This is a genomic window from Croceicoccus sp. BE223 (assembly GCF_031457155.1).
Taxonomy (GTDB): Bacteria; Pseudomonadota; Alphaproteobacteria; order Sphingomonadales; family Sphingomonadaceae; genus Croceicoccus.
In genome coordinates, this window is record NZ_JAVDWB010000003.1 from 161549 (window position 1) to 184116 (window position 22568).

Annotated in this window: 24 protein-coding genes; 13 read left to right on the top strand and 11 right to left on the bottom strand. The window is 66.9% G+C overall.

Annotation, left to right across the window (positions count from 1 at the left end; translation table 11 throughout):
- Positions 1-11: 11 nt before the first annotated feature.
- Complete coding sequence (locus J2X37_RS08300; protein WP_310019910.1) at positions 12-1613, bottom strand: carboxyl transferase domain-containing protein; 1602 nt, start codon at positions 1611-1613, stop codon at positions 12-14.
- The gene (locus tag J2X37_RS08305) at positions 1613-2779 is read right to left on the bottom strand and encodes an isovaleryl-CoA dehydrogenase (RefSeq protein ID WP_310019912.1); all 1167 of its coding nucleotides are present in this window, start codon (positions 2777-2779) and stop codon (positions 1613-1615) included. The genes J2X37_RS08300 and J2X37_RS08305 overlap by 1 nt, the downstream gene beginning before the upstream one ends.
- Positions 2780-2871: 92 nt before the next feature.
- Between J2X37_RS08305 and J2X37_RS08310 the strand changes: the two genes are divergently transcribed.
- From J2X37_RS08310 to J2X37_RS08320, 3 genes are all read left to right on the top strand, one after another.
- Entirely contained in the window at positions 2872-3747 is an 876-nt protein-coding gene (locus J2X37_RS08310) for a LysR family transcriptional regulator (protein WP_310019914.1), read from the top strand.
- A 156-nt stretch (positions 3748-3903) separates the two neighbouring features.
- A complete protein-coding gene (locus tag J2X37_RS08315; protein WP_310019916.1) occupies positions 3904-4203 on the top strand; it encodes a putative quinol monooxygenase in 300 nt (99 codons plus the stop codon).
- 29 nt (positions 4204-4232) lie between these two features.
- Positions 4233-5282: an NADP-dependent oxidoreductase gene (locus J2X37_RS08320; protein ID WP_310019919.1), complete on the top strand. Its 1050-nt coding sequence runs from the start codon at positions 4233-4235 to the stop codon at positions 5280-5282.
- A gap of 79 nt (positions 5283-5361) precedes the next feature.
- Here the strand turns inward: J2X37_RS08320 and rplI are convergent, their stop codons facing one another.
- From rplI to rpsF, 3 genes are read right to left on the bottom strand one after another with little or no spacing between them, the layout of a single operon-like run.
- Positions 5362-5961: a 50S ribosomal protein L9 gene (gene rplI / locus J2X37_RS08325; RefSeq protein ID WP_310019922.1), complete on the bottom strand. Its 600-nt coding sequence runs from the start codon at positions 5959-5961 to the stop codon at positions 5362-5364.
- Between the two features lie 12 nt (positions 5962-5973).
- A complete protein-coding gene (gene rpsR, locus J2X37_RS08330; RefSeq protein ID WP_310019924.1) occupies positions 5974-6198 on the bottom strand; it encodes a 30S ribosomal protein S18 in 225 nt (74 codons plus the stop codon).
- Positions 6198-6554 (bottom strand): 30S ribosomal protein S6, encoded by a 357-nt coding sequence (gene rpsF / locus J2X37_RS08335; protein ID WP_310019926.1) that lies wholly within the window; start codon positions 6552-6554, stop codon positions 6198-6200. Before rpsF ends, rpsR begins: the two co-directional genes overlap by 1 nt.
- Before the next feature lie 494 nt (positions 6555-7048).
- Between rpsF and J2X37_RS08340 the strand changes: the two genes are divergently transcribed.
- Positions 7049-7498 (top strand): hypothetical protein, encoded by a 450-nt coding sequence (locus tag J2X37_RS08340; protein ID WP_310019927.1) that lies wholly within the window; start codon positions 7049-7051, stop codon positions 7496-7498.
- A gap of 57 nt (positions 7499-7555) precedes the next feature.
- Here the strand turns inward: J2X37_RS08340 and J2X37_RS08345 are convergent, their stop codons facing one another.
- Positions 7556-8986 (bottom strand): glutamate ligase domain-containing protein, encoded by a 1431-nt coding sequence (locus tag J2X37_RS08345; RefSeq protein ID WP_310019929.1) that lies wholly within the window; start codon positions 8984-8986, stop codon positions 7556-7558.
- Positions 8987-9051: 65 nt separating this feature from the next.
- Here J2X37_RS08345 and J2X37_RS08350 point away from each other — a divergent pair, with 65 nt between their 5' ends.
- The 7 genes from J2X37_RS08350 (at position 9052) to J2X37_RS08380 (ending at position 14624) form a co-directional block, all read left to right on the top strand.
- Positions 9052-9900 (top strand): LD-carboxypeptidase, encoded by an 849-nt coding sequence (locus tag J2X37_RS08350; protein WP_310019932.1) that lies wholly within the window; start codon positions 9052-9054, stop codon positions 9898-9900.
- 39 nt (positions 9901-9939) lie between these two features.
- Positions 9940-10470, top strand: coding sequence for a VOC family protein (locus tag J2X37_RS08355; RefSeq protein WP_310019934.1), 531 nt, complete (start codon positions 9940-9942; stop codon positions 10468-10470).
- A gap of 69 nt (positions 10471-10539) precedes the next feature.
- Positions 10540-11493 (top strand): ACP S-malonyltransferase, encoded by a 954-nt coding sequence (locus J2X37_RS08360; protein ID WP_310019937.1) that lies wholly within the window; start codon positions 10540-10542, stop codon positions 11491-11493.
- Between the two features lie 26 nt (positions 11494-11519).
- Positions 11520-12269: a 3-oxoacyl-[acyl-carrier-protein] reductase gene (gene fabG, locus J2X37_RS08365; protein ID WP_310020352.1), complete on the top strand. Its 750-nt coding sequence runs from the start codon at positions 11520-11522 to the stop codon at positions 12267-12269.
- A gap of 29 nt (positions 12270-12298) precedes the next feature.
- Positions 12299-12736 carry a VOC family protein gene (locus J2X37_RS08370; RefSeq protein ID WP_310019939.1) on the top strand — a complete coding sequence of 146 codons (438 nt, stop codon included), beginning with the start codon at positions 12299-12301 and terminating at the stop codon, positions 12734-12736.
- A 153-nt stretch (positions 12737-12889) separates the two neighbouring features.
- Positions 12890-14026, top strand: a complete 1137-nt coding sequence (dnaN, locus tag J2X37_RS08375; RefSeq protein WP_310019942.1) for a DNA polymerase III subunit beta — start codon at positions 12890-12892, stop codon at positions 14024-14026.
- 121 nt (positions 14027-14147) lie between these two features.
- On the top strand, positions 14148-14624 hold the full coding sequence (locus J2X37_RS08380; protein ID WP_310019944.1) for a hypothetical protein: 477 nt from the start codon (positions 14148-14150) through the stop codon (positions 14622-14624).
- 13 nt (positions 14625-14637) lie between these two features.
- Here the strand turns inward: J2X37_RS08380 and J2X37_RS08385 are convergent, their stop codons facing one another.
- The 3 genes from J2X37_RS08385 to J2X37_RS08395 all read right to left on the bottom strand — a co-directional run bounded on the left by J2X37_RS08385 (position 14638) and on the right by J2X37_RS08395 (position 17496).
- Positions 14638-15126 carry a hypothetical protein gene (locus J2X37_RS08385; protein WP_310019945.1) on the bottom strand — a complete coding sequence of 163 codons (489 nt, stop codon included), beginning with the start codon at positions 15124-15126 and terminating at the stop codon, positions 14638-14640.
- A 161-nt stretch (positions 15127-15287) separates the two neighbouring features.
- Positions 15288-16604: an FAD-dependent oxidoreductase gene (locus J2X37_RS08390; RefSeq protein ID WP_310020355.1), complete on the bottom strand. Its 1317-nt coding sequence runs from the start codon at positions 16602-16604 to the stop codon at positions 15288-15290.
- A 76-nt stretch (positions 16605-16680) separates the two neighbouring features.
- The gene (locus J2X37_RS08395) at positions 16681-17496 is read right to left on the bottom strand and encodes an alpha/beta fold hydrolase (protein WP_310019947.1); all 816 of its coding nucleotides are present in this window, start codon (positions 17494-17496) and stop codon (positions 16681-16683) included.
- Positions 17497-17705: 209 nt separating this feature from the next.
- On the opposite strand from J2X37_RS08395, the gene lepA reads away from it, so the two are divergent.
- Together lepA and J2X37_RS08405 are read left to right on the top strand one after the other, a co-directional pair.
- On the top strand, positions 17706-19523 hold the full coding sequence (gene lepA / locus J2X37_RS08400) for a translation elongation factor 4 (protein ID WP_310019949.1): 1818 nt from the start codon (positions 17706-17708) through the stop codon (positions 19521-19523).
- Positions 19524-19734: 211 nt separating this feature from the next.
- Complete coding sequence (locus J2X37_RS08405; RefSeq protein WP_310019951.1) at positions 19735-20091, top strand: PilZ domain-containing protein; 357 nt, start codon at positions 19735-19737, stop codon at positions 20089-20091.
- 22 nt (positions 20092-20113) lie between these two features.
- Here J2X37_RS08405 and J2X37_RS08410 read toward each other — a convergent pair whose 3' ends face one another.
- Positions 20114-20467 carry a YbaN family protein gene (locus J2X37_RS08410; RefSeq protein WP_310020357.1) on the bottom strand — a complete coding sequence of 118 codons (354 nt, stop codon included), beginning with the start codon at positions 20465-20467 and terminating at the stop codon, positions 20114-20116.
- An 8-nt stretch (positions 20468-20475) separates the two neighbouring features.
- Positions 20476-22539: a transglycosylase domain-containing protein gene (locus J2X37_RS08415; RefSeq protein ID WP_310019953.1), complete on the bottom strand. Its 2064-nt coding sequence runs from the start codon at positions 22537-22539 to the stop codon at positions 20476-20478.
- Positions 22540-22568: the final 29 nt, after the last annotated feature.

The window sequence follows — 22568 nt, forward strand, 5'->3', positions numbered from 1 at the left end:
TTTCTCTCCCGTCACATCCGGAACACGCCGAAGGCCGGACGGTCCGGTATCGACACTTCGAGACAGGCTTCGAGCGCGAGGCCGAGCACGTCGCGCGTCTGGACCGGATCGATCACGCCATCGTCCCACAGGCGGGCTGTCGCGTAATAGGGGTTGCCCTCGTCCTCGTACTTCTGCCGGATCGGCGCCTTGAACGCGTCCGCTTGCTCCGGCGTCCACGACGCGGCGTCGCGGTGCACGGTGGCGAGGACGGAGGCCGCCTGTTCGCCGCCCATCACCGAGATGCGCGAATTGGGCCACGTGAACAGGAAGCGCGGCTGATAGGCGCGGCCGCACATGCCGTAGTTGCCAGCCCCGAACGATCCGCCGATCAGCACGGTGATTTTCGGCACCGTGGCGGTGGCAACCGCCGTCACCAGCTTGGCGCCGTGCTTGGCGATGCCTTCGGCCTCGTACTTGCCGCCGACCATGAAGCCCGAGATGTTCTGCAGGAACAGGAGCGGAACGCGCCGCTGGCACGCAAGCTCCACGAAATGCGCGCCCTTCTGCGCGCTTTCGGAAAAAAGCACGCCGTTGTTGGCGAGGATGGCGACCGGCAACCCGTGGACATGCGCGAAGCCGCAGACGAGCGTGTTGCCGTAAAGCGGCTTGAATTCGTGGAATTCGGACGCATCGACAAGGCGCGCGATCACTTCGTGGACATCATAGGGCGCACGCACGTCCTCTGGCACGATCGCGTAGAGGTCTTCGGCGGGGTATTTCGGAGCGCGCGGTTCGCGTCGCGCGATGCCGGCATCCAACGGTGGGCCGAGATGACTGACGATGTCGCGAACGATGGTCAGCGCGTGTTCGTCGTTTTCGGCCAGGTGATCGACCACGCCGGACTTGCGGGCATGAAGGTCGCCGCCGCCGAGGTCTTCGGCCGAGATGACTTCGCCCGTCGCGGCCTGGACCAGCGGCGGCCCGGCGAGAAAGATCGTGCCCTGTTCCTTCACGATCACGGTCTCGTCCGACATCGCCGGGACGTAGGCTCCGCCGGCGGTGCACGATCCCATGACGCTGGCGATTTGCGGAATGCCGCGCGCCGACATGTTGGCCTGGTTGTAGAAGAACCGGCCGAAATGATCGCGGTCGGGAAAGACCTCGGCCTGGTTGGGCAGGTTGGCTCCGCCCGAATCGACGAGATAGATGCAGGGGAGGCGGTTTTCCGATGCGATCTCCTGCGCGCGCAGGTGTTTCTTCACGGTCATCGGGAAATAGGTCCCGCCCTTCACCGTGGCGTCGTTGGCAAAGATCATGCACTGGCGCCCGGAAACGCGGCCGATGCCGGCAATGATGCCCGCGCCGGGCACCTCGTCATCGTACATGCCGCCTGCCGCGAGCTGGCCGATCTCCAAGAAGGGCGACCCGGGGTCGAGCAAGGCTTCGACCCGGTCGCGCGGAAGGAGCTTGCCGCGCGACACGTGACGGTCGCGGCTGCGCTCGTCGCCGCCAAGCGCGGCCTTCGCGACCCGATCGCGCAGTTCGGCGGCAAGGGCGCGGTTGTGGGCGGTGCGGGCCTGTGCCTCGGGACTGGCGAGGTCGATGCTGGTGGAAAGGACCGGCGCGCTCATCACGCGGCCCCGATCAGTTCGCGGCCGATCAGGATGCGGCGGATCTCGTTCGTGCCCGCGCCGATGTCGAGCAGCTTGGCATCGCGCAGGAATCGCTCGACCGGCCAGTCCTTCGTGTAGCCGGCCCCGCCGAGCGCCTGGACTGCTTCACCCGCCGCGCGAAAGGCGCTTTCCGAGGCGAGGAGGATTGCCCCGGCGGCATCGAAGCGGGTGGTCTGCCCGGCATCGCAGGCACGGGCGACCGCGTAGATGTAGGTGCGCGCCGATTGCAGGGCGACGTACATGTCGGCGACTTTGGCCTGCATCAGCTGGAACGCGCCGATCGCCTGGCCGAACTGCTTGCGTTCTCGCACATAGGGGATGACGACATCGAGGCAGGCCTGGATGATGCCGGTCTGGATGCCGGAGAGGACCACGCGCTCGTAGTCGAGGCCGCTCATCAGCACCTTCACCCCGCCGTTCAGCGGTCCCATGACGTTTTCGTCGGGCACGAAACAGTCGTCGAAGACCAGTTCGGCGGTGGGGGAGCCGCGCATGCCCATCTTGTCGATCTTCTGGCCGATGGCGAAGCCGGGCATGTCCTTTTCGATGATGAAGGCGGTGATGCCTTTCGACCCGCCGTCGGGCAGGGTCTTCGCATAGACGACCAGCGTGTCGGCATGGGCCGCGTTGGTGATCCAGAACTTGGTGCCGTTCAACCGGTAGCCGCCAGCGACCTTGTCGGCCTTGAGCTTCATCGAGACGACGTCCGAACCGGCATTGGCTTCCGACATCGCGAGGCTTCCGACATGCTCTCCCGAGACCAGCCTGGCGAGATATTTCGCCTTCTGGTCCGGATTGCCCCAGCGTCGGATCTGGTTGACGCACAGGTTCGAGTGGGCACCATAGGACAGGCCGACGGAGGCCGAGGCGCGGCTCACTTCCTCTACCGCGACGACATGTTCCAGATAACCGAGGCCAAGGCCGCCGAACTCCTCCTCCACCGTGATGCCGTGAAGGCCGAGCTCGCCCATGGCCTGCCACAACTCGTCGCGCGGGAACCAATCCTCCGCATCAATCCGCGCGGCCAGGGGCGCGATCTTCTCGTCAGCGAAGCGTGCCGTCGTTTCGCGGATCATCATCGCGGCCTCTGACAAGCCGTAATCGAATTCCGGGGTTGCACGCATCTCGGCATCTCTCCTCGTTTCCGCAACCGATAGCACAATCGAAAATCACGATGAAAATTGATTTATGCGCAGCCCGAGGATAGATTTTATCAATGTTGAAGCGGACGCACCTGCGGCATTTCATCGCGCTTGCCGAAACGGGCGCGGTCACGGCCGCGGCTCGGCGACTCAATCTCACGCAACCGACGCTCTCGGCAAGCCTGGCCGAGATGGAGCGACTGCTCGGCACGACGCTGATCCTGCGGGTGAGGGAGCGCGGTCGGCGCGAACTGCGGTTGACCGATGCAGGCCACCGGCTGCTGGCACAGGCACGCTCGATCGAAAGCCGGTTCCGGGCGGCGGAAACCGAGCTCGCATCCGGACAGGTGCCAGCCCAGCCGCTGACCGTCGGCATACTCTCCTCGCTGCCCACCGGCCTCATCGCGGGGCTGCGCAAGAGCTTGGGCGACGAGCGGCCGCTGATCCTGATTGAGGGCAGCGACTCCGACCTGCGCCGACGGCTGGGCGAACGACAGATTGATGGCGCGATATGCCTGATGCGGCACGGCGAAGCCGACGAGCCGGCGCTCGACGAAGGTTACGCCGTGCTCCTCTCGTCGCGCCATCCGCTGGCAGGCCGCGACGAACTGGAAGCGGAAGAACTTTCAGGCGAGACGATGATCGCGAGGCGGTCCTGCGAACTGCTGACCGAGACCAGCAAGTTCTTCACCGCACGCGGGATCAGGCCGCACTTCCTGATGCGAAGCGCCAACGAGGACCGATGCCTGGCGATGGTGCGGGAAGGGTTCGCCGTTACCACCGGGCCCGTTTCCCTGGCGGGCGATGGCGTCGTGGCGATCCCGCTGCGCGATTACGACTTTCGCCGGACCGTCGGTTTGGCGATGCCGGACAGCGAGGGGCGTGCCGCGCTGGCGGCGGCGTGGGCCGAAGCGCTCACCGCCGATCTGCCCGGTCGCCAGCCCGACTGAAGGTGGCGGGCTCGCGCGGCCGGCGCGCGCGCCGTGCGCGCAAGGCCTGTGCAATCTCCTAGTCGATGTATGGGGCGGGCGCGCTAACGTGCCGGAAACGCACGAGCTGTCGGAAGGCGCATCGCCGGTCCCGACCCTGGAAGAGGATTGCATGCCATGATCGTCGTCGCCGGCCACATCCAGACCGACCCCGCACAAGTCGAAGCGCTCTACGACGCGCTGTGCGCGCTGCGCCCCGCGACGCTGCAGGAAGAGGGCTGCATCGATTACCACTTCGCCATCGACGACCGGGCCAAGGGAACGATCCTCGCCTTCGAACGGTGGGCCACGCAGGATGCACTGACCAACCACCTGTCAACACCGCATGTCGGCAAGCTGCTCGAAAGCTGGGGCGACAAGGTCGCGATGGACGTGACCAAGTTCGATGCGGTGAACCCGCGCGGACTGATGGATTGAGCGAGCCCGACCCGGACGGAGAGAGACACATGAAGAACCGACGCATCGTACTCGCATCGCGCCCGACCAACGTGCCGGTCGCGGCCAATTTTTGCAGCGAGGAAGTCGATATCCCGGAACTGGGCGAGGGCGAGGTGCTCATCGAGAACCTCGTCTACGCGATCGATCCCGCGATCCGTGGCATGATGGACGACGTGAAAAGTTACATGCCGCCGATTCCCATCGGCGGACTGATCCCGGCGATGGCGCTGGGCCGCGTCATCAAGTCCCGCAATCCCGGTTTCCGCGAAGGGGACTACGGCCGCGCCTTTCTCGGCTGGGAATCGCATTCGATCCTGAAGCCCGACACCGTCGGGTTCGAGAATGTCCGCGTGTCGTCCGATCTTCCGCTGACGCCGTACATGGGGGCGATCGGCTGGTCGGGGATCACCGCCTATGTCGGGCTCAAGAAATACGGCGAGATGCGCGACGGCGACGAAGTGCTGGTCAGCGCTGCGGCGGGTGCGGTCGGTTCGGTCGCGGGGCAGATCGCGAGGCTGTCGGGCAACCGCGTCGTCGGCACTGTCGGCTCGCCCGACAAGGTCCGCACGATCATCGACGAACTCGGTTTCCAGGGGGCCATCGACTATCGCAACTGCGATGATCTCGGTGCCGAGATCGACCGGCACTTCCCGAACGGCATCGACCTCTATTTCGAGAACGTCGGCGGCGCGACGCTGGATGCGGTGCTGCCGCGGATGAAGGCGTTCGGGCGCATCCCGGTCTGCGGGATGATCGCCAACTACAACAACCAGACCGAACAGTATCCCATCCGCAACCTGTGGCAGGTGCTGGTCAACCGCATCACCATGCGCGGCTTCCTGGCCTACGAGGCGATGGACATGCTGCACGAGGCGGAGGATGCGCTGGGCGACTGGGTGCGCCACGGCAAGCTGGTCGCGACCGAGAACGTGTCGACCGGGCTGGAGAGCGCGCCCGATGCCTTCATCCGGTTGATGAGCGGGCAGACGCAGGGCAAGACGCTGGTCCGCAGCGACGCCACGGTGACGACGATGGACGACTGGAAGATGCCGGCCTGATCGGCTGGCCCACGAAAAAAGGGCGCGGCGGGTTTCCCTGCCGCGCCCTTTTTCGTTCGGGCCGTCGCTGGCGAAAGGCTTACGCCTCGTCGCCTTCGACTTCGTCCTCGATCAGGATCTCGCCGGGTTCGGCGTTCGGATCGAAGGCTTCGGTGAAGCCGCCCTTGTCCTGTGCCTCTTCCTCGAACATCGCGGCCAGCACGTCGACGCCTTCGCTCTGCAGCGTGGCCTCGTCGTCCGAACGGGCGACGTTCGCCTTGATCGTCACGCGCACTTCGGGGTGCAGCGCGAGGGTCACGTCGAACATGCCGATCGTCTTGATCGGCGAGCCCATGACGACCTGCTTCTTGTCGACGTCGAAGCCCTTGTCCTTCAGCGCGGCGGTGACGTCGCGGACGTTGACCGAGCCGTAGAGCTGGCCGGCGTTCGAAGCGGCGCGGATCAGGACGATCTCGGTGCCGTTGATCTTCTCGCCCGCCTTCTCGGCGTCGCTGCGACGCTCGGCGTTTTCGGCCTCGAGACGGTCGCGGTTGGCTTCGAAGACCTTCTTGTTGGCAGCGTTGGCGCGCAGGGCCTTCTTCTCGGGAAGGAGGTAGTTGCGGGCGTAGCCGTCCTTCACGGTGACGACGTCACCGATCGAGCCGAGCTTCTCGATGCGTTCGAGCAGGATGATATCCATGATGGCCGCTCCTTACTTCACGACGTAGGGCATGAGGCCGATCTGGCGCGCGCGCTTGATCGCCTTCGACAGCTCGCGCTGCTTCTTGGCGGACACGGCGGTGATCCGGCTCGGCACGATCTTGCCACGCTCGGACATGAAGCCCTGCAGCAGGCGCACGTCCTTGTAGTCGATCGCGGGGGCGTTCTTGGCCGAGAACGGGCAAGACTTGCGGCGGCGGAAAAACGGGCGGGCCATCAGCGCTGCTCCCTCCGACCGCGGCGTTCGCGATCGTTCTTGCGCATCATCACCGAGGGACCTTCCTCGTGTTCGTCGACACGGACGGTCATGTAGCGAATGACGTCTTCGTTGATACGGGTCTGGCGTTCGAGTTCCGCTACGACACCGGCGGGGGCGTCGATGTTCAGCATCACGAAGTGAGCCTTGCGGTTGCGCTCGATCTTGTAGGCGAGGTTCTTCAGGCCCCAGGTCTCCATCTTGGTGACCTTGCCCTGGTTGGCCTCGACGATTTCGGTAGCGGTGTTCGCAAGCGCATCGACCTGAGCCTGGCTCAGGTCCTGACGCGCAAGGAACACATGCTCGTAAAGCGGCATGTGCTTCGTCCTTGTATTCCTGCCGATCGGCTGACCTTTGCACCGGATGTGCAAGGCCCCTCCGGCCTTCTGCTTTCCCCGCGGGACGGCAGGGAAGGTGCGGCCCATACAGGTTCCGCCCGCAAATGCAAGCGCGAGCATCGGCCCCGGACACGCTGAGGGTGACAAAGGCGACACCATGTCACCTGGCGCACGGCGCGACGAACCGCGCGTTTGCGCCATGTACGGGCGCAGGCGACAGGCGACACCGGCCGCCCGCCGGCAAGAGCGCTTCGGGCAAGGGACGGGAGGGCAAACCGGTGTCGCATCAGCCGGTTGTTAGCAACGGCAGCAGGAGTAGGAAAATAACTTGATCGCTTCGCAACTGCAAAATAACGCAAAGTAGAAAGTCATGGTATTACAAGTTGATGTGAAATTGCTCCTGAATTGCTTGGTCCGACTCGCCGAGATGTGGTCCATTCACGCCACCGTTAGGGACTGAAGAGGGGCTTATCATGACAAAGCAACGACTTGTGCCGATCTTGGGGATCATCGCGGGGCTGTGCCTTGCAACGGCAAGTCCGGCCACCGCGCAGACCAAGGTCGAAGCCGATCCGGCGCGCCATTCGGTGCGCGTGGTCTACCTGAAGCTGGAGGACGGGAAGTTCGACCGCTTCTCCGAGATCATGAAGACCTACGACGAGATCACCGCCTCGGCCGGGCAGAAGCCGGTGCAGCTGTACCACATGATGTCGGGCGAATGGCCGATCATGGCGATCATCCCGCTCGAAGGCGGCATGGCCGAACTCGACTTCAAGACCTCGTCCGGCGAAGCGAAGTGGATGGACGCGGCGATCAGGAAGATGGGCTCGAAGGAGGCGTTCGAAACGCTCGACAAGGAATTCAACGGGCTGATCGAGGATTCGACCAGCGACCTTGGCCACTGGCACGAAGCGGGCAAGTGACGCGCGAGCCGTGACGTTCGGGGGCGTCCGGCAAGGGGCGCCCCACCCGCTTCCGCGTCACAGCCGGTCGAGGATGCCCCTGGCAAAGGCGGTCAGGGTATCGTCGCGCGCGCCCATCACCGCGATCCGGTCGCCGGGCCGGGCGAGGGCGACGATGCGGTCGGCGCAGGCTTCCCGGTCCGGCACGTGTTCGGCGTGTCCGCCCGCGCTTTCGATCCATTGGGCGAGGTCCGCGCTGCCGACCGACTTGTCGACGGTGCCGCCGAAATAGACCGGGTCGCACAGGATCACGCGGTCATCGGGAAGCAGTTCCTCGGCAAAAACCTGCGCCAGTTCCTGTCCCATCTGCCGGATCGGCCCGAAGCCGTGCGGCTGGAAGAAGGCGATGACGCGGCCCGGATGCATCCGCAAGGTGCGCAGCGTGGCGCGGACCTTGTCGGGGTTGTGGCCGAAATCGTCGATCACCGCGATGCCGGAGGTGCTGGTGCCGACCACGTCGAACCGGCGGGCCAGCCCGGAAAAGCCGGCCAGCGCCGCCACCGCGTCGCCGACCGCAACCCCCGCCGCGACCGCGCCGGCGATGGCGGCCAGCGCGTTCGACAGGTTGTGGCGGCCCGGCACATTGAGGACGAGGGGGTATTCGCGCCCGTCGTGCCGGTCGACCAGCGTCGCCGCCTGCCGCGTAGGGCCGTCGGCGATGGAGCCGGGGACCACGCCGATCTGCGCCTTTTCCTGCGTGATGCCGAACGTCAGCGCCCGCTTCGCGCGGGGCAGCAGGGCCAGCGCCTCCGGATCGTCGGCGTTGATCGCGGCGACGTCGCTGGCCGCGAGGAAGTCGCTGAACAGGACGCGCAGTTCGTCCATCGACTTGTGGTCGAGCGTGACGTTGAGCAGCACGGCCACCGTGGGGCGGTAGAGCGCGATCGAGCCGTCGCTTTCGTCCACTTCGCTGACGAAGACCTTGCCCCGCCCGGCGCGCGCGCTGGCGAAAGGGACGTCGTCGGCGACGAAGTTCTTCATCACCGCGCCGTTCATGATGGTCGGGTCGGTGCCCGCCTGCGTCATGATCCAGCCGGTCATGCCGGTCACCGTCGACTTGCCGCTGGTGCCGCCGATGGCGATGGAGGTGGGCGCGGCGTTGAACAGGGCGGAGAGCAGCTCGGCCCGGCTCGCGCGCAGGCAGCCCAGTTCCCTGGCCCGCGCGACTTCGGGGACGGTATCCTCGATCGCGGCGCTGGCGACGAGGACCTGTTCGGCGTTGGTCACGCCGCTGCCGTCCTGCGGGAAGAGCGCGATGCCCTGCGCTTCCAGCCAGGCGAACTTCTCGGGCGTGCGGCCTTGGTCGCGGCTGCGGTCCGAACCGGCGATCTTCGCCCCGCGCGCGTTGAGGATGCAGGCAAGCGGCAGCATGCCCGATCCGCCGATGCCGCAGAAGAAGAACGGGCGGCCGGAAACGTCGGGGGCGATCGGTGGGGTCTGGGCGCTCATCGAAGGTGTGGCTATTGCCTCTGCCCGCGCTTGGCAATCGGGGGACGGGGGGATAGCCACCGGTGATGACCATCCGCGTCGCCATCTGCGCTCCGTCCGCCTCGTTTCCGCGTGAACTCGTCGCCCCGGTCATGGCAGTGGCAGGCAGGTTTCCCGGCATCGAGCTGATCTTCCACGACCAGTGCTTTGCCGAAGCGGGGCATTTTGCCGGGACGGACGAGCAGCGGCTGCACGCCCTGCTCGACTGCGCCAACGATCCGGGCATCGACGCGGTGTGGTTCGCGCGCGGCGGCTACGGGTCGAACCGCATCTGCGAGGCGGCGATGCAGTTCCTCTCGAAGGAAGCGGACCGCAAGGCGTTCCTCGGCTCGTCCGACGGCGGGTATCTGCTCGGCTCGCTCTACAAGGCGGGGATCGGCATGCCGGTCCATGCGCCGATGCCGCTGGATGTAAAGCGCGATCGGGGCGAGGAGGCGATCGCCCGCGTGCTCGGCTGGCTGAGCGGAGAGGATGCCGCGATCGAACCGTCGATGCTCGAACCCGGCTTCGACAAGGATCCGACGGTCGCGTTCAACCTGACCACGCTGGCCATGCTGGCGGGAACGCCGCTGATGCCCGATCTGTCGGACCATGTCGTGATGGTGGAGGAGGTGAGCGAGCATCTCTATGCCGTGGACCGCTTGTTCTTCCACCTGATGCAGGTGATCGCGCCGATGTGCATCACCGGCCTCAGGCTCGGCAATGTCAGCGACGTGCCAGAGAACGACCGCCCCTTCGGCACCGACGCGCTGGGCATCGCGCGCGACTGGTGCGCGCGTTCCACCATCCCCTTTTTAGGCAGGGCACAGATTGGCCACGATCATGCAAACAGGGTCGTCCCCTTCGGCCGCAGGCGCCGCTTCGACGAGCGCTGACGCGAAGGGCAGGACCAGAGCCGAGAGGATGCCCAGAGAATGAGCCACGACCTTCCGATCCGCCAGATCGCCTATTTCGTGCCCGACGTGCGCGCCGCGGCGCAGCGGCATCACGACCTGTTCGGTTCCGGCCCCTATTTCGTGGCCGAGCACATTCCGCTTGCCCGCGCCGTTCACCGCGGGGTGGAGCGCGAACTGGATCACACCAGCGCCTATGGCCAGTGGGGGCCGGTGATGGTGGAGTTCGTCCAGCAGAACAATCCGGGGCCCAGCGCCTTTCACGACGTCTATCCTGAAGGATCGGGGCGCGAAGGCATCCACCACGTCGCCCTGTTCGTCGATTCGGTCGCCGAGGAGATCGAGCGGTTCAGCGCCGAGGGGTTCGCCATCGCGCTCGACGCGGCGATGAACGACGGGTTCCGCTTCGCCTTTGTCGATACGGTTGCGAAGTACGGCCACATGCTCGAACTCTATCAGCCGGTGGATTCGCTGACCGGCTTCTACGATTTCGTCGCGAAGAAGGCGGGCAAGTTCGAGAAGGGTGTCATCGTCGACATTTCGCTGGGCTAGGACGCCTTCGCGGGGCTTGCCCTTCGCGCGCGGTCTGCCTAACCGCTCCGGCCAAGAGGAGACTATCGGATGAGAGCTTTCGTATTCCCCGGCCAGGGCAGCCAGAAGGTGGGCATGGGCACCGATCTCGCCGCCGCCAGCGCCGCCGCCCGCGAAGTGTTCGAGGAAGTGAACGACGCCTTGGGGCAGGACCTTGCGAAGATCATGGCCGAAGGGCCCGAGGAAACGCTGACCCTGACCGAGAATGCGCAGCCTGCGATCATGGCCAACGCCATGGCCGTGCTGCGGGTGCTGGGCCGCGAATTCGGCGTCTCGCTGGCAGAGAAGGGCGAATACGTCGCGGGCCACAGCCTTGGCGAATACACCGCGCTGTGCGCCGCGCGCTCGTTCTCGGTCGCCGACACGGCGCGGCTGCTGAAGCTGCGCGGGCAGGCGATGCAGGCGGCGGTGCCGGTTGGCGTCGGCGCGATGTGCGCACTGCTGGGCGCAGACATCGACAAGGCGGCGAAGCTGGCCGAAGCGGCGGCGACCGACCCGGCGACCGGCGCGAAGGAGGTCTGCACCGTCGCTAACGACAACGACCCGACGCAGGTCGTCCTGTCGGGCCATGCCGCCGCGATCGACCGGGCCATCGCCATGGTCAAGGATTTCGAGATCAAGCGCGGCGTCAGGCTGCCGGTCTCGGCCCCGTTCCACTGCCCGCTGATGGGCCCGGCGGCAGAGGCGATGGACAAGGCTCTGACCGCGACTCCGCCCGGCGTGCCGATCCTGCCGGTTTTCGCCAACGTCACCGCGCAGCCGGTCGCCGATCCCGAACAGATCCACCGCCTGCTGGTCGAGCAGGTGACCGGCCGCGTGCGCTGGCGCGAAAGTGCGATCGGCATGGGCGAGGTCGGCGTCACGCATTTCGTCGAACTTGGCGGCAAGGTGCTGGGGCCGATGATCAAGCGGTCTTTCCCCGACGCCACCGTCACCAGCGTGGTCTCGATGGAAGAGATCGAAGCGCTCGCCAAGGAACTCTGAGCTAGGGGGCTCTCACGATGGAAAAGATGTTTTCGCTCGACGGCATGACCGCGCTCGTCACCGGGGCCAGCGGCGGGATCGGCTCCGCTATCGCGGTGGCCCTGGCGCGGCAGGGCGCGCGCATCGCGCTGTCCGGATCGAACGGGGCAAAGCTGCGCGCCTTTCGCGAACAGTTGCAGGACGAGGTCGGCGGCGATCACGTCGAGATCACCTGCGACCTGTCGAACACGACGCAGGTCGAGGAACTCGTCCCCGCCGCGATCGACACTTTCGGCAAGCTCGACATCCTGGTCAACAACGCCGGCATCACCCGCGATGGGCTCATGATGCGGATGAAGGACGACGACTGGCAAAGCGTGCTCGACATCAACCTGTCGGCCGCGTTCCGCCTGATGCGCGCCGCGACCCGCCCGATGATGAAGGCGAAGTTCGGCCGGATGATATCGATCACCAGCGTTGTCGGCACCACCGGCAATCCGGGCCAGATGAACTATGCCGCGGCCAAGGCGGGCCTTGTCGGCATGAGCAAGAGCCTGGCGCAGGAACTGGCCAGCCGCAACATCACGGTCAACTGCGTCGCCCCCGGCTTCATCCGCACCGCGATGACCGAGGTGCTGCCCGAAGACCAGAAGGCGGCGCTCAACGGCCGCATCCCGATGGGCCGCATGGGCGAGGGCGAGGACATCGGCGCGGCGGTCGCCTACCTCGCCAGCCGCGAGGCGGGCTACGTCACCGGGCAGACGCTGCACGTCAACGGCGGGATGGCGATGGTGTAGGGGGCGACGGTATAGAGGGCGACGGTGTGATGGCCGATGGTCCGCCCGCGCTGCAATCGCTGGCGGTCGTGACCCTCGGCACCGCCGATGCCGCGCGCTCGCGCCGCTTCTACGGCGAAGGGTTTGGTTGGCGTCCGGTGTTCGAACAGGCCGACATCGCATTCTACCAGATGAACGGCTTCGTCCTCGGCATCTGGGACCGGGCGGCCCTGGCCGAGGACATGCAGCGGCCCGATGCCGCGCCCGGAGCGGTGGCGCTGGCCCACAACGTCGCGACGCAGGACGCTGTCATTCCCTTGCTGGATCGGCTGGTCGCGGCGGGCGGCACGCTGCTGCGCCCTGCCGATGCGCCGCCCCACGGCGGTTTTCGCGGCTATGTCGCCGATCCCGACGGCCATGCGTGGGAAATCGCGTGGAACCCGGCCTGGCCGATCGACGATGCGGGGCACGTCACTTTCCGACTGTAACGCACCCGGCGGTCGACGTTTTATCCCCAGAATCGACCTGTTCCCGATCCGTTCGCCTTGTCCGGCCAAGGTCATCCGCTAGGAAAGTTCGACCGTATTTCTGCCCGGTCGGATTCCTTCGGATCGCGTCCGGCACAGGGGGATCTGATTGAAATGAAGGCGACGATCGAACGGGCGACCCTGCTGCACTCGCTGAGCCACGTGCAGTCGGTGGTGGAACGCCGCAACACGATCCCGATCCTGTCCAATGTCCTGATCGAGGCGAAGGCCGACGGCACCGTGCGCGTCATGGCGACCGACCTCGACCTGCAGGTGGTGGAATCGATGCCCGCCGCATCGGTGGAAAGCCCCGGCGCAATCACCGTTTCGGCGCACCTTCTGTTCGACATTGCACGCAAGCTGCCCGACGGATCGCAGGTCAGCCTGGAGACCGCCGACAACCGCATGGTGGTGAAGGCCGGGCGCAGCCGGTTCCAGCTGCCCACCCTGCCGCGCGACGATTTCCCCGTCATCGTCGAAGGCGACCTGCCGACCAGTTTCGAGGTGCCCGCCGCCACCCTTGCCCAGCTGATCGACCGCACCCGTTTCGCGATCAGCACGGAAGAGACGCGCTACTACCTCAACGGCATCTTCTTCCACACGACGGAGGACGGCCCCGGCGGCCAGCCGCTGCTGAAGGCGGCGGCGACCGACGGGCACCGCCTGGCCCGCTTCACGCTGCCCCGGCCCGAAGGCGCGCAGGGCATGCCCGACGTGATCGTGCCCCGCAAATGCGTTGCCGAACTGCGCAAGCTGCTGGAGGAATCGCTCGACACCAACGTGCAGGTCGACCTGTCGGCCAGCAAGATCCGGTTCACGCTGGGCGGCGCGGGCGGCATCGTGCTGACCAGCAAGCTGATCGACGGCACGTTCCCGGATTACAGCCGCGTTATTCCGACGGGCAACGACAAGCTCCTGAAGCTCGATCCCAAGTCGTTCTTCTCGGGCGTGGACCGCGTCGCGACGATCGCCACCGAAAAGACCCGCGCGGTCAAGATGGCGGTCGACAACGACCGGGTGACCCTGTCGGTCACATCGCCCGACAACGGCACGGCGGCCGAAGAGATCGCCGCCGCCTATGCGAGCGAGGGGATGGAGATTGGCTTCAACGCCAACTACCTCAAGGACATCCTGGCGCAGATCGATGGCGACAACGTCGAACTGCACCTTGCCGATGCCGGCTCGCCGACGCTGATCCGCCAGAACGACCAGAGCCCGGCGCTCTACGTGCTGATGCCGATGCGCGTCTGACCCGAATCGAGGAACGGCCGGGCGGCCGCTTCATCCTGTAGCAATCATCGCTGGCCCAAGCCGCCGCCGGGACAGACCCACCTGCGCCATACCCCGCACAGGGTAACGGGAGACTATTTTCATGACGTTCAAGAACGCAATCCTGCTCGCCGCCGCGACCGTGACGGTCGGCACCATGCCCGCCATCGCCACCGCCCAGACCGCCAAGCCTGCCGCCGCCAAGCCTGCCGCCGCCGCTGTCGCGACCGATCCCGACCTGCGCTGCGCGACCTGGGCGATGGTCGCCGGCGCGCAGGAAAAGGACGCGGTCAAGAAAGAGCGCATGGGCATCATGATGAGCTACTTCATGGGCCGCTACGAAGCGCGCACCGGCGGCAAGATCGAGACGCAAATCAACCGCAAGTCGGTGCCCGTCCTGCTCGGCAACATCGACGACACCAACAAGACCTGCATCGCCGCGGCGCGCGGCTTCGGCATGCGGCTGGGCACGACCCTGAAGGGCATGCAGCCGCCGCAGGCCGCGGGCACCCCCGCCGCCGCCACGGCCAAGCCCGCCGCCGCGCCCAAGGGCAACGCCCAGGCGACCGGCGGACGCTGAACCGACGGAGGCGCTACGCGGCCTTTCGCGCCGCGTAGCGCCGGTTCAGCAGCATGAGCGTGATCGCCGCGCCGGTCGCGACGCTGGTCCAGAAGCCCGTGTCCGCGAAAGAGACCACCTCAGCCCATCTGGCGTTTTTAGCGGCCGCCATCGCCGCAAGGAACGTGGGCAGGAAGACGATCCAGCCGGGCAGGTCCGCGAACGTCCGCCGTGTCGCCTCGGCCCGCGTGATGCCCGGTGTCGCGACGGGAAGACGGGCCATCTGCGCGTCCATCATCTTTAGGCTTCGGCTGTTGAGGAACCAGGCGACCGGTCCCAGAAAGACGACCATCGCCGGAGCGAGGAAGTCCAGCATGTCCTGGCGCAGGGCAAGCCCACCGAAGGCGAAGGCCCAGAACAGGAACCCCGTCATCGCCAGCACCGCGCCAAGAAATATGGCGGTGTAGATCCGCGTGGAGCGGCGCTGCGCCGCGCGGCTCTCGCGATATCGTCCGTGCGCCATGCGATAGGCCGGGCCATCGCCCCACGGCTGGTAGAGCCAGTCGCGACCGTCCCGCCGGAAGCGGGCATCGATGAGTTCGCCCGCTTGCCGGAACTATCGCTGGAACATCGCGGCACACCTCCTCGCGAAGGGGCTGCCTGTCCGCGATCAAATTGTCGTTATCACCGCAGCGCCCGGATCATCGCCTCCACGTCGGCGAACTTCTCGCGCGGGGCGCCGCTGCGCGCGGCGGCGGATTCGGCTTCCTCGATCTTCTTCCAATCGCGGAACGTGACCACGTCCAGCGCCCGCTGTTCGGCGAGTGCGTCGAACCCGGCGCGGCCCTGCTTGCCGCCGTGGCCCAGCCGTCCCGCCGCAAGATCCTCGGCGATCTTCTCGACGATGGCGAAACCGTCGGGCTTGTTGGTGCCGATGGTCCCCGTCGGGCCGCGCCGCGCCCAGCCGACGCAATAGAGGCCGTTGAGGATGCGCCCCTCGTCGTTGGCGAAGCGGCCCAGGCGTTCGTCGAACGGCACGCCGGGGATCGCCGCCGACTGGTAGCCGATGCAGCTGACGACGAGGCTGCACGGGATCGTGTAGGTTTCGCCCGTACCCACCGCGCGGCCCGCCCTGACCTCCGTCCGCTCGACCTCGATCCCCTCCACCCGGTCGGTGCCGACGATGGCTCTGGGGCTGGCGTAGAAGTCGAACTCGATCTCGATCGGTTTTTCGCCGTGGATGTGTTCGGGGATCGCGGCAAAGCTGCGCAAGTGATTGACCGACTTGCGCAGGCCCGGCTCCAGCAGAGCGTCCTCGCCCTCTTCGGGAAGGTCGGCGGCCTCGACACGCGGACTGGCCCGTTCGAGCCGCGCCAGTTCGCCCAGTTCCTTGGGCGTCATCATGATCTGGTGCGGCCCGCGCCGGCCCAGCACGACGATCTTGCGCAGCTTCGAGGCCTTGAGCCTTTCCAGCGCGTGGGCGGCGATGTCCGATCCGGCGAACTCGGCCTCTGTCTTGGACAGGATGCGCGCAACGTCGAGCGCGACGTTGCCCATGCCGATGACGACTGCGGTGTGGCCCGACAGGTCGGGATCGAGGGTGCGGAACTGGGGGTGCGAATTGTACCAGCCGACAAAGGCGGCGCTGCCGTAGACGCCCTTCAACTCCTCTCCGGGAATGCCCAGCCTGCGATCGTGCGGCGCGCCGGTGGCGATGACCACCGCGTCGTAGAGCCGCTGCAACTCTTCCACCGTAACGTCCGGGCCGATCGACACGTTGCCGACGAAGCGGACATTTTCGGTCAGCGCGGTCCTTTCATAGCGGTCCGACACCGCCTTGATCGTCTGGTGATCGGGCGCGACGCCGGTGCGGATCAGGCCATAGGGGACGGGCAGGCGGTCGAAAACGTCGACCCGGACATCGTCGCCCCACTGCTTCAGCGCGGCTTCCGCCGTGTAGTAACCTGCCGGACCCGAACCGATTACCGCGATGTGACGCAAAGCCATCTCCCCCTGGCAGATCATCCTGATGTCGGACGCTATCGCCTGGGGTGGAAAAGAAAAGGGGGCGTTTTCGTTAGGCGGGGGACGACGCGGTTTCGGGCGAGAGGAAACGGGCCAGTTCCGGGCCGACCCGTTCCGGAACGGCGAGCGGCAGGAGGTGGCTGCCGGGCCGGATTTCCAGCGTCTCGGCCTGCGGGATCAGGCAGGCGAGGGCGCGCTGGTGGGCGATGGTGACGATCTGGTCCTCCGCCATACCGGCCAGCAGCACCGGCATGCGCAGGAAGGGCAGCAACGGCGCCGCGGTCCAGGCGGCCAGCGCGCCGACCTGGCAACCGACGCCGCGCGGGCTGGGCATGGTGAACCGGCGCAGCAGCCCTGCGCTGGCCCCGCCTTCGCTGAGCAGCGCCATGAAGTTTTCGGCCAGCGTATCGGGTCGGGTGTATTCGGCCGGGTTGAGCAGACGGCGCATCGCCTCGGCGCTGCCGAAGGGCAGGGGCAGGCCCGACGTCGTCGCCACCAGCAGCAGCCGCTCGACCTTGCGCGCCGCGGTCACCGCGATCTGCTGCGCCACCGCGCCGCCCCACGAAAAGCCGAGCACGTCGTAGCTGCGGCCCGGAAACTCGCGTTCCATCATCGCCACCAGCCCGCTGGCGAGGCCGGGGATCGTGTAGGGCACGACCGGATCGGGCGAATCGCCGCATCCGGGCATGTCGGGGCAGACGATCGGGCGCTTGCCGAAGTGGCGGGCCAGCGGCTCCATCAGTTCGGCGTTGAAGCCGATGCCGTTCAGCATCAGCAGCGGCACCGAATCGGCGGGGGCCCTCGCCCCGCTCTGCCCGACCCGCAGGGTCAGCCCCTCGAACGTGAGCTTGCGATAGGTGAATGACATGAGCCAGCGGCTATCAGGTTTGCGGGCGGGCGGACAGCGAACTTTTGGGCAGGTCGGGCAGCCGCCGCGTTGCGCCGCGAAGGCCGGGGCGGGGCCGGCCGCGGGGGCGGGGTCATGGACTTGGGTAGGGACGGGGGTAGGGACGGGGGCAGGGACGGGGCGAACGTTCCCTGCTGACATCATCCCTGCCACCCGCTAATGGCGCGCGCATGACCGACCTCGCGCAGATCCGCAATTTCTCCATCATCGCCCATATCGACCATGGCAAGTCGACGCTGGCCGACCGGCTGATCCAGTTCACCGGCGGCCTGACCGAGCGCGAGATGAGCGCGCAAGTGCTCGACAACATGGACATCGAGAAGGAGCGCGGCATCACCATCAAGGCGCAGACCGTGCGCCTCGACTACACCGCGAAGGACGGCAAGACCTACGAGCTGAACCTGATGGACACGCCCGGCCACGTCGACTTCGCCTACGAGGTGAGCCGCAGCCTCGCCGCGTGCGAGGGCGCGCTGCTGGTGGTCGACGCGGCGCAGGGGGTCGAGGCGCAGACGCTGGCCAACGTCTACCAGTCGATCGAGCACGACCACGAGATCGTGCCGGTGATCAACAAGATCGACCTTCCCGCCGCCGAGCCGGAGAAGGTCAAGACCGAGATCGAGGACATCATCGGCATCGACGCATCCGACGCGGTGCTGGCCAGCGCCAAGTCGGGCATCGGCATCGAGGAAATCCTCGAACAGATCGTCGCCAAGATCCCCGCACCGGGCGGCGACCGCGCCGCGCCGCTGAAGGCGATGCTCGTCGACAGCTGGTACGACCCCTACCTCGGCGTCGTGATCCTTGTCCGCGTCATCGACGGGGTCATCAGGAAGGGCCTCAACGTCAAGTTCATGCAAGGGCAGACCGAGCACCTGATCGACCGGGTCGGCTGCTTCACGCCCAAGCGCGTCGAGCTTCCCGAACTCGGCCCCGGCGAAATCGGCTTCATCACCGCGCAGATCAAGGAGGTCGAGCAGGCCAAGGTCGGCGACACCATCACCACGGTAAAAGGCGGCGCGACCCAGGCGCTGCCGGGCTACAAGGAAGTGCAGCCGGTGGTCTTCTGCGGGCTGTTCCCGGTCGACGCCAACGACTTCGACAAGCTGCGCGAGAGCATCGCCAAGCTGCGCCTCAACGACGCCAGCTTCTCCTTCGAGATGGAATCGAGCGCGGCGCTCGGCTTCGGCTTCCGCTGTGGGTTCCTCGGCCTCCTGCACCTCGAGATCATCCAGGAACGGTTGAGTCGCGAATACGACCTTGACCTCATCACCACCGCGCCGTCGGTGGTCTATCGCATCCAGCTGCGCGCCAGCCGCACCGACGACGCGGGCGAGATCTACCTGCACAACCCGGCCGACTATCCCGATCCCAGCCGGATCGAAACGATCGAGGAGCCTTGGATCAAGGCGACGATCTACACGCCCGACGAGTATCTCGGCTCGATCCTGAAGCTGTGCCAGGACCGGCGCGGCATCCAGCGAGACCTGACCTATGTCGGCGGGCGCGCGCAGGTGACCTACGAACTTCCGCTCAACGAAGTGGTGTTCGATTTCTACGACCGGCTCAAATCGATCAGCCGCGGCTATGCCAGTTTCGACTACGAACAGATCGGCCTGCGCGAAGGCGATCTCGTCAAGATGAGCATCCTCGTCAACAACGAGCCGGTCGACGCCTTGTCGATGATCGTCCACCGCGCGGTGGCCGAAGAGCGCGGGCGCGGCATGTGCGAGCGGCTGAAGGACCTGATCCCGCGCCACTTGTTCAAGATCCCGATCCAGGCCGCGATTGGCGGCAAGGTCATCGCCCGCGAAACCATCGCCGCGCTGCGCAAGGACGTGACCGCGAAATGCTACGGCGGCGACATCACCCGCAAGAAGAAGCTTCTGGAAAAGCAGAAGAAGGGCAAGGCGCGGATGCGCGAATACGGCAACGTTTCGATCCCGCAGGAAGCCTTCATCGCCGCGCTGAGGATGGGGGAGGAGTGAGGCCGCAAGGGTTAAGTCGAGCATCGCGCCAGCGAGCGCAGGCGTAGGCTTGAGCGGGCCGAATTCCGGCCAGGGGCCGGGCGGCCCCAAGCCGCCCCGAGCCCTTCGACGACGCGGCCTTGCCGCTGCGTTTCTCCGCTGCCCGACCTTTGCCAAAAACACCCAAAATTAATCACTTGCCGCGATACTGGCCTGCAGGAGGCCCAAGACGATGAATCGCCGCGAGAATCAGAGACTGGACTCCGACCGCATGGCCGAGTGCCGCACCGAGGGGCGCACCTTCAAGGCCGTGCTCTACAACGTGTCGACCACCGGCTGCATGATCGAGATGTCGTTCTGCCAGGTGAGCGAGAGCGACCGCATCTACCTGAAGGTGGAGGGCAACATCCGCGTCGGCGGGGTGATCGTCTGGCTCGACGGCAAGAACGCAGGGATCCGCTTCGACGAGCCGCTGCACGAGGCGGTGGTCCGCTTCCTCGGCTATGACCCGGCGAGCCGCATCCTGATGCTGCCGACCGACCGCTTCGGAAGGCCGTTGCCCAAACTGCCGAAATACGTCCGGGCCTGATCGGCCCACATCGAGCCGCCCGTCAGCCTTCGGGCCGGGTCCAGATCCATGTGCCGAGGATGGCCGCCGCCGCCACGGTGATGAGCGGCGCGGGCATCGGTGCGAAGACGAAAGCGATGACGGTGCTGACGGCAAAGGCGGCGAGGGCAGCGCGCTTGCCCTTGCGGCTGATGGCGCCCCTTTCGCGCCAGGCCAGGATGTGCGGACCGAACCGGGGATGACCCGTCAGCTTCGCCTCCAGCCGCGGGCTGGAGCGTGCGAAGCAGAACGCGGCGAGGATGACGAAGGGTACCGTCGGCAACAGCGGCAGCACGGTGCCGACCGCGCCCAGCGCCAGCGATACGACGCCGCCCGCGAGCCAGGTCGCGCGCCGGATGCCGCCGATCACGGGGACTGGGGCTGCGCAGCGCCGGCAGGGCCGGGCTGGCTTTGCGGAGCCGAGGGCGGTCCGGCGGGGCGGGCATCGGGCTGGCCGGGCGGCGGCAGGTCGGGATCGGTCGCCGGTGCGCCGTCGGGGAAACGGGTGCCGGGCAGCAGGATCTCGTCGCCGGGGGGAAGGTCGGGAATGCCCTCCGGCAGGTCCATCGGAAAATCCTCCATCGGGATGTTGCCGATCTCGATCTCGCTCATGTCGCTCGACGGCTCGGTCGGGCGCGCCGCCACCGGACGCTGCATCGCGGCCGCCTTGATCGGCAGTTCGAGCGGTGCGAGGTCCACCCCGCTCATGAACTGGCGCCAGATCTGCGCGGGGTTGCCGCCGCCGCTGTTGCCGGGGATCGGCGCATTGTCGTCGCGCCCGACCCAGACGGCGGTGATCATGTTGCCGGCAAAGCCGACGAAGAGCGCGTCGCGTCCTTCCTGCGACGTGCCGGTCTTGCCGAACACCGGATGCCCCTCGATCAGCGCGGCGCGGCCGGTGCCGCGATTGGCCGCGCCGTAGAGCAATTGCAGCATCGGCACCCATTCGCGATCCCGGTCGAGCCGCCAGCGCGCCGTCGTGCCCCTGTCGGCGATGCCGAAGGGGCGGACCGGGTAGCGCCCGCCGGCAAAGGCGGCATAGGCGCCGACCAGTTCCTTTAGCGTCAGGGTCGCGGTGCCCAGCGCCATGCTGGGGCTTTCGGGTATCTCGCTCTCGACGCCGAGGTCGCGGGCGGCCTCGATCACCTTGTCGGGGCCGACCATCTGCGCCAGCCGGATCGCGACCGTATTAGAACTGATCGCAAACGCGCGCGACAGCGGCATCGGGCCGTAGAAGCCGCGATAGGCGTTGGTCGGCTTCCACCCGTCGATGTCGATCGGGCTGTCGCCGACCATCGTCGTGGGCGTCATGCCGCTGCGCATCGCGGCGAGATAGTCGAACAGCTTGAAGGTGGAGCCGGGCTGGCGCCTGGCGGTGGTGGCGCGGTTGAACGCCTCTGGCGTCCACTTGCGCCCGCCGACCATCGCCGCGATCGAACCGTCGGGCCGGATGGCGAGCAGGGCGACCTCCGCCCCGTTCAGCCGCGCGTTGCGCACCACCCGCTCGGCGCGGGCCTGCGCCTCGGGCTCCAGCGTGGTCTGGACGGTGCCGTGGTAATCCTTACCCAGATCCTGCATCAGCCAGTCGACGAACCAGGTGCCGGTCGGCCCCTCGTCCTCGTCCTCGCCGCGGGTCACGCGCGGGTTCCTCACCGCCTCCGCCTCGTCCTCGGTGATGAAACCGGCGTAGGTCATGGCCGAAAGAACCACGCGCATGCGTTCGACCGATGCGTCGTAGTCGACGGTGGGCGAGAGCCGCGAGGGCGCCTTCACCATGCCCGCCAGCAGCGCCGCCTGGCCCAGCGTCAGTTCGGCGGGCGTCCGGTCGAAGTAGAAGCGGGCGGCGGCGGTGAGGCCGTACTGCCCCTCGCCGAAATAGCAGAGCTCGAGATAGCGCGAGAGGATCTCGTTCTTGCTCATCCACAGCTCGGCCCAGTCGGCCAGCAGCATTTCCTTGCCCTTGCGGACCAGCGTGCGGTCCTGCGTCAGGAAGGCGTTCTTGACGTATTGCTGGGTGATCGTCGACCCGCCCTCGGCCACGCCGCCCGCCTGCACGTTGGCGAACAAGGCGCGCAGCAGCCCCTTGGGGTCGATGCCCGAATGTTCGTAGAAGCGCCGGTCCTCGATCGCCAGGAACGCCTCGCGGACATGATCGGGCAGGGCGGCGGCGTCGATGGGCTTGGCCGTCTTCGGCCCGCGATGGGCGATGAGCGTGCCGTCCCTGGCCAGGAAATCGATCCCCTGCGGCGGCGGCGGCCCGCCCAGTTTCCACGGCGGCGCGGCCCAGGTCTGCCACGCGACGAGCACGACCAGCCCGGCCATCAGCACCTGGAACCACCAGGGCCAGCCGCGCACGAGGGTCCACCCCTTTCCCGCGGCGGTTCCGGCGGTGGCGGCAAATGGCTGGCGGCGGGGGACCGTGTCTTGCATCTGGCCGCGCTGATAGAGCGTTTGCGGGC

What these genes read in the sequence shown, in the direction of transcription:
- J2X37_RS08315 (WP_310019916.1), top strand. Translation starts at nt 3,904, where the DNA reads ATGATCGTCGTCGCCGGCCACATCCAGACCGACCCCGCACAAGTCGAA.
- J2X37_RS08385 (WP_310019945.1), bottom strand. Translation starts at nt 15,126, where the DNA reads ATGGCGCACGGACGATATCGCGAGAGCCGCGCGGCGCAGCGCCGCTCC.
- J2X37_RS08320 (WP_310019919.1), top strand. Translation starts at nt 4,233, where the DNA reads ATGAAGAACCGACGCATCGTACTCGCATCGCGCCCGACCAACGTGCCG.
- J2X37_RS08380 (WP_310019944.1), top strand. Translation starts at nt 14,148, where the DNA reads ATGACGTTCAAGAACGCAATCCTGCTCGCCGCCGCGACCGTGACGGTC.
- J2X37_RS08405 (WP_310019951.1), top strand. Translation starts at nt 19,735, where the DNA reads ATGAATCGCCGCGAGAATCAGAGACTGGACTCCGACCGCATGGCCGAG.
- J2X37_RS08350 (WP_310019932.1), top strand. Translation starts at nt 9,052, where the DNA reads ATGACCATCCGCGTCGCCATCTGCGCTCCGTCCGCCTCGTTTCCGCGT.
- fabG (WP_310020352.1), top strand. Translation starts at nt 11,520, where the DNA reads ATGTTTTCGCTCGACGGCATGACCGCGCTCGTCACCGGGGCCAGCGGC.
- rpsR (WP_310019924.1), bottom strand. Translation starts at nt 6,198, where the DNA reads ATGGCCCGCCCGTTTTTCCGCCGCCGCAAGTCTTGCCCGTTCTCGGCC.
- J2X37_RS08415 (WP_310019953.1), bottom strand. Translation starts at nt 22,539, where the DNA reads ATGCAAGACACGGTCCCCCGCCGCCAGCCATTTGCCGCCACCGCCGGA.
- J2X37_RS08395 (WP_310019947.1), bottom strand. Translation starts at nt 17,496, where the DNA reads ATGTCATTCACCTATCGCAAGCTCACGTTCGAGGGGCTGACCCTGCGG.
- rpsF (WP_310019926.1), bottom strand. Translation starts at nt 6,554, where the DNA reads ATGCCGCTTTACGAGCATGTGTTCCTTGCGCGTCAGGACCTGAGCCAG.
- lepA (WP_310019949.1), top strand. Translation starts at nt 17,706, where the DNA reads ATGACCGACCTCGCGCAGATCCGCAATTTCTCCATCATCGCCCATATC.
- J2X37_RS08340 (WP_310019927.1), top strand. Translation starts at nt 7,049, where the DNA reads ATGACAAAGCAACGACTTGTGCCGATCTTGGGGATCATCGCGGGGCTG.
- rplI (WP_310019922.1), bottom strand. Translation starts at nt 5,961, where the DNA reads ATGGATATCATCCTGCTCGAACGCATCGAGAAGCTCGGCTCGATCGGT.
- J2X37_RS08305 (WP_310019912.1), bottom strand. Translation starts at nt 2,779, where the DNA reads ATGCGTGCAACCCCGGAATTCGATTACGGCTTGTCAGAGGCCGCGATG.
- J2X37_RS08355 (WP_310019934.1), top strand. Translation starts at nt 9,940, where the DNA reads ATGAGCCACGACCTTCCGATCCGCCAGATCGCCTATTTCGTGCCCGAC.
- J2X37_RS08360 (WP_310019937.1), top strand. Translation starts at nt 10,540, where the DNA reads ATGAGAGCTTTCGTATTCCCCGGCCAGGGCAGCCAGAAGGTGGGCATG.
- J2X37_RS08370 (WP_310019939.1), top strand. Translation starts at nt 12,299, where the DNA reads ATGGCCGATGGTCCGCCCGCGCTGCAATCGCTGGCGGTCGTGACCCTC.
- dnaN (WP_310019942.1), top strand. Translation starts at nt 12,890, where the DNA reads ATGAAGGCGACGATCGAACGGGCGACCCTGCTGCACTCGCTGAGCCAC.
- J2X37_RS08310 (WP_310019914.1), top strand. Translation starts at nt 2,872, where the DNA reads ATGTTGAAGCGGACGCACCTGCGGCATTTCATCGCGCTTGCCGAAACG.
- J2X37_RS08300 (WP_310019910.1), bottom strand. Translation starts at nt 1,613, where the DNA reads ATGAGCGCGCCGGTCCTTTCCACCAGCATCGACCTCGCCAGTCCCGAG.
- J2X37_RS08345 (WP_310019929.1), bottom strand. Translation starts at nt 8,986, where the DNA reads ATGAGCGCCCAGACCCCACCGATCGCCCCCGACGTTTCCGGCCGCCCG.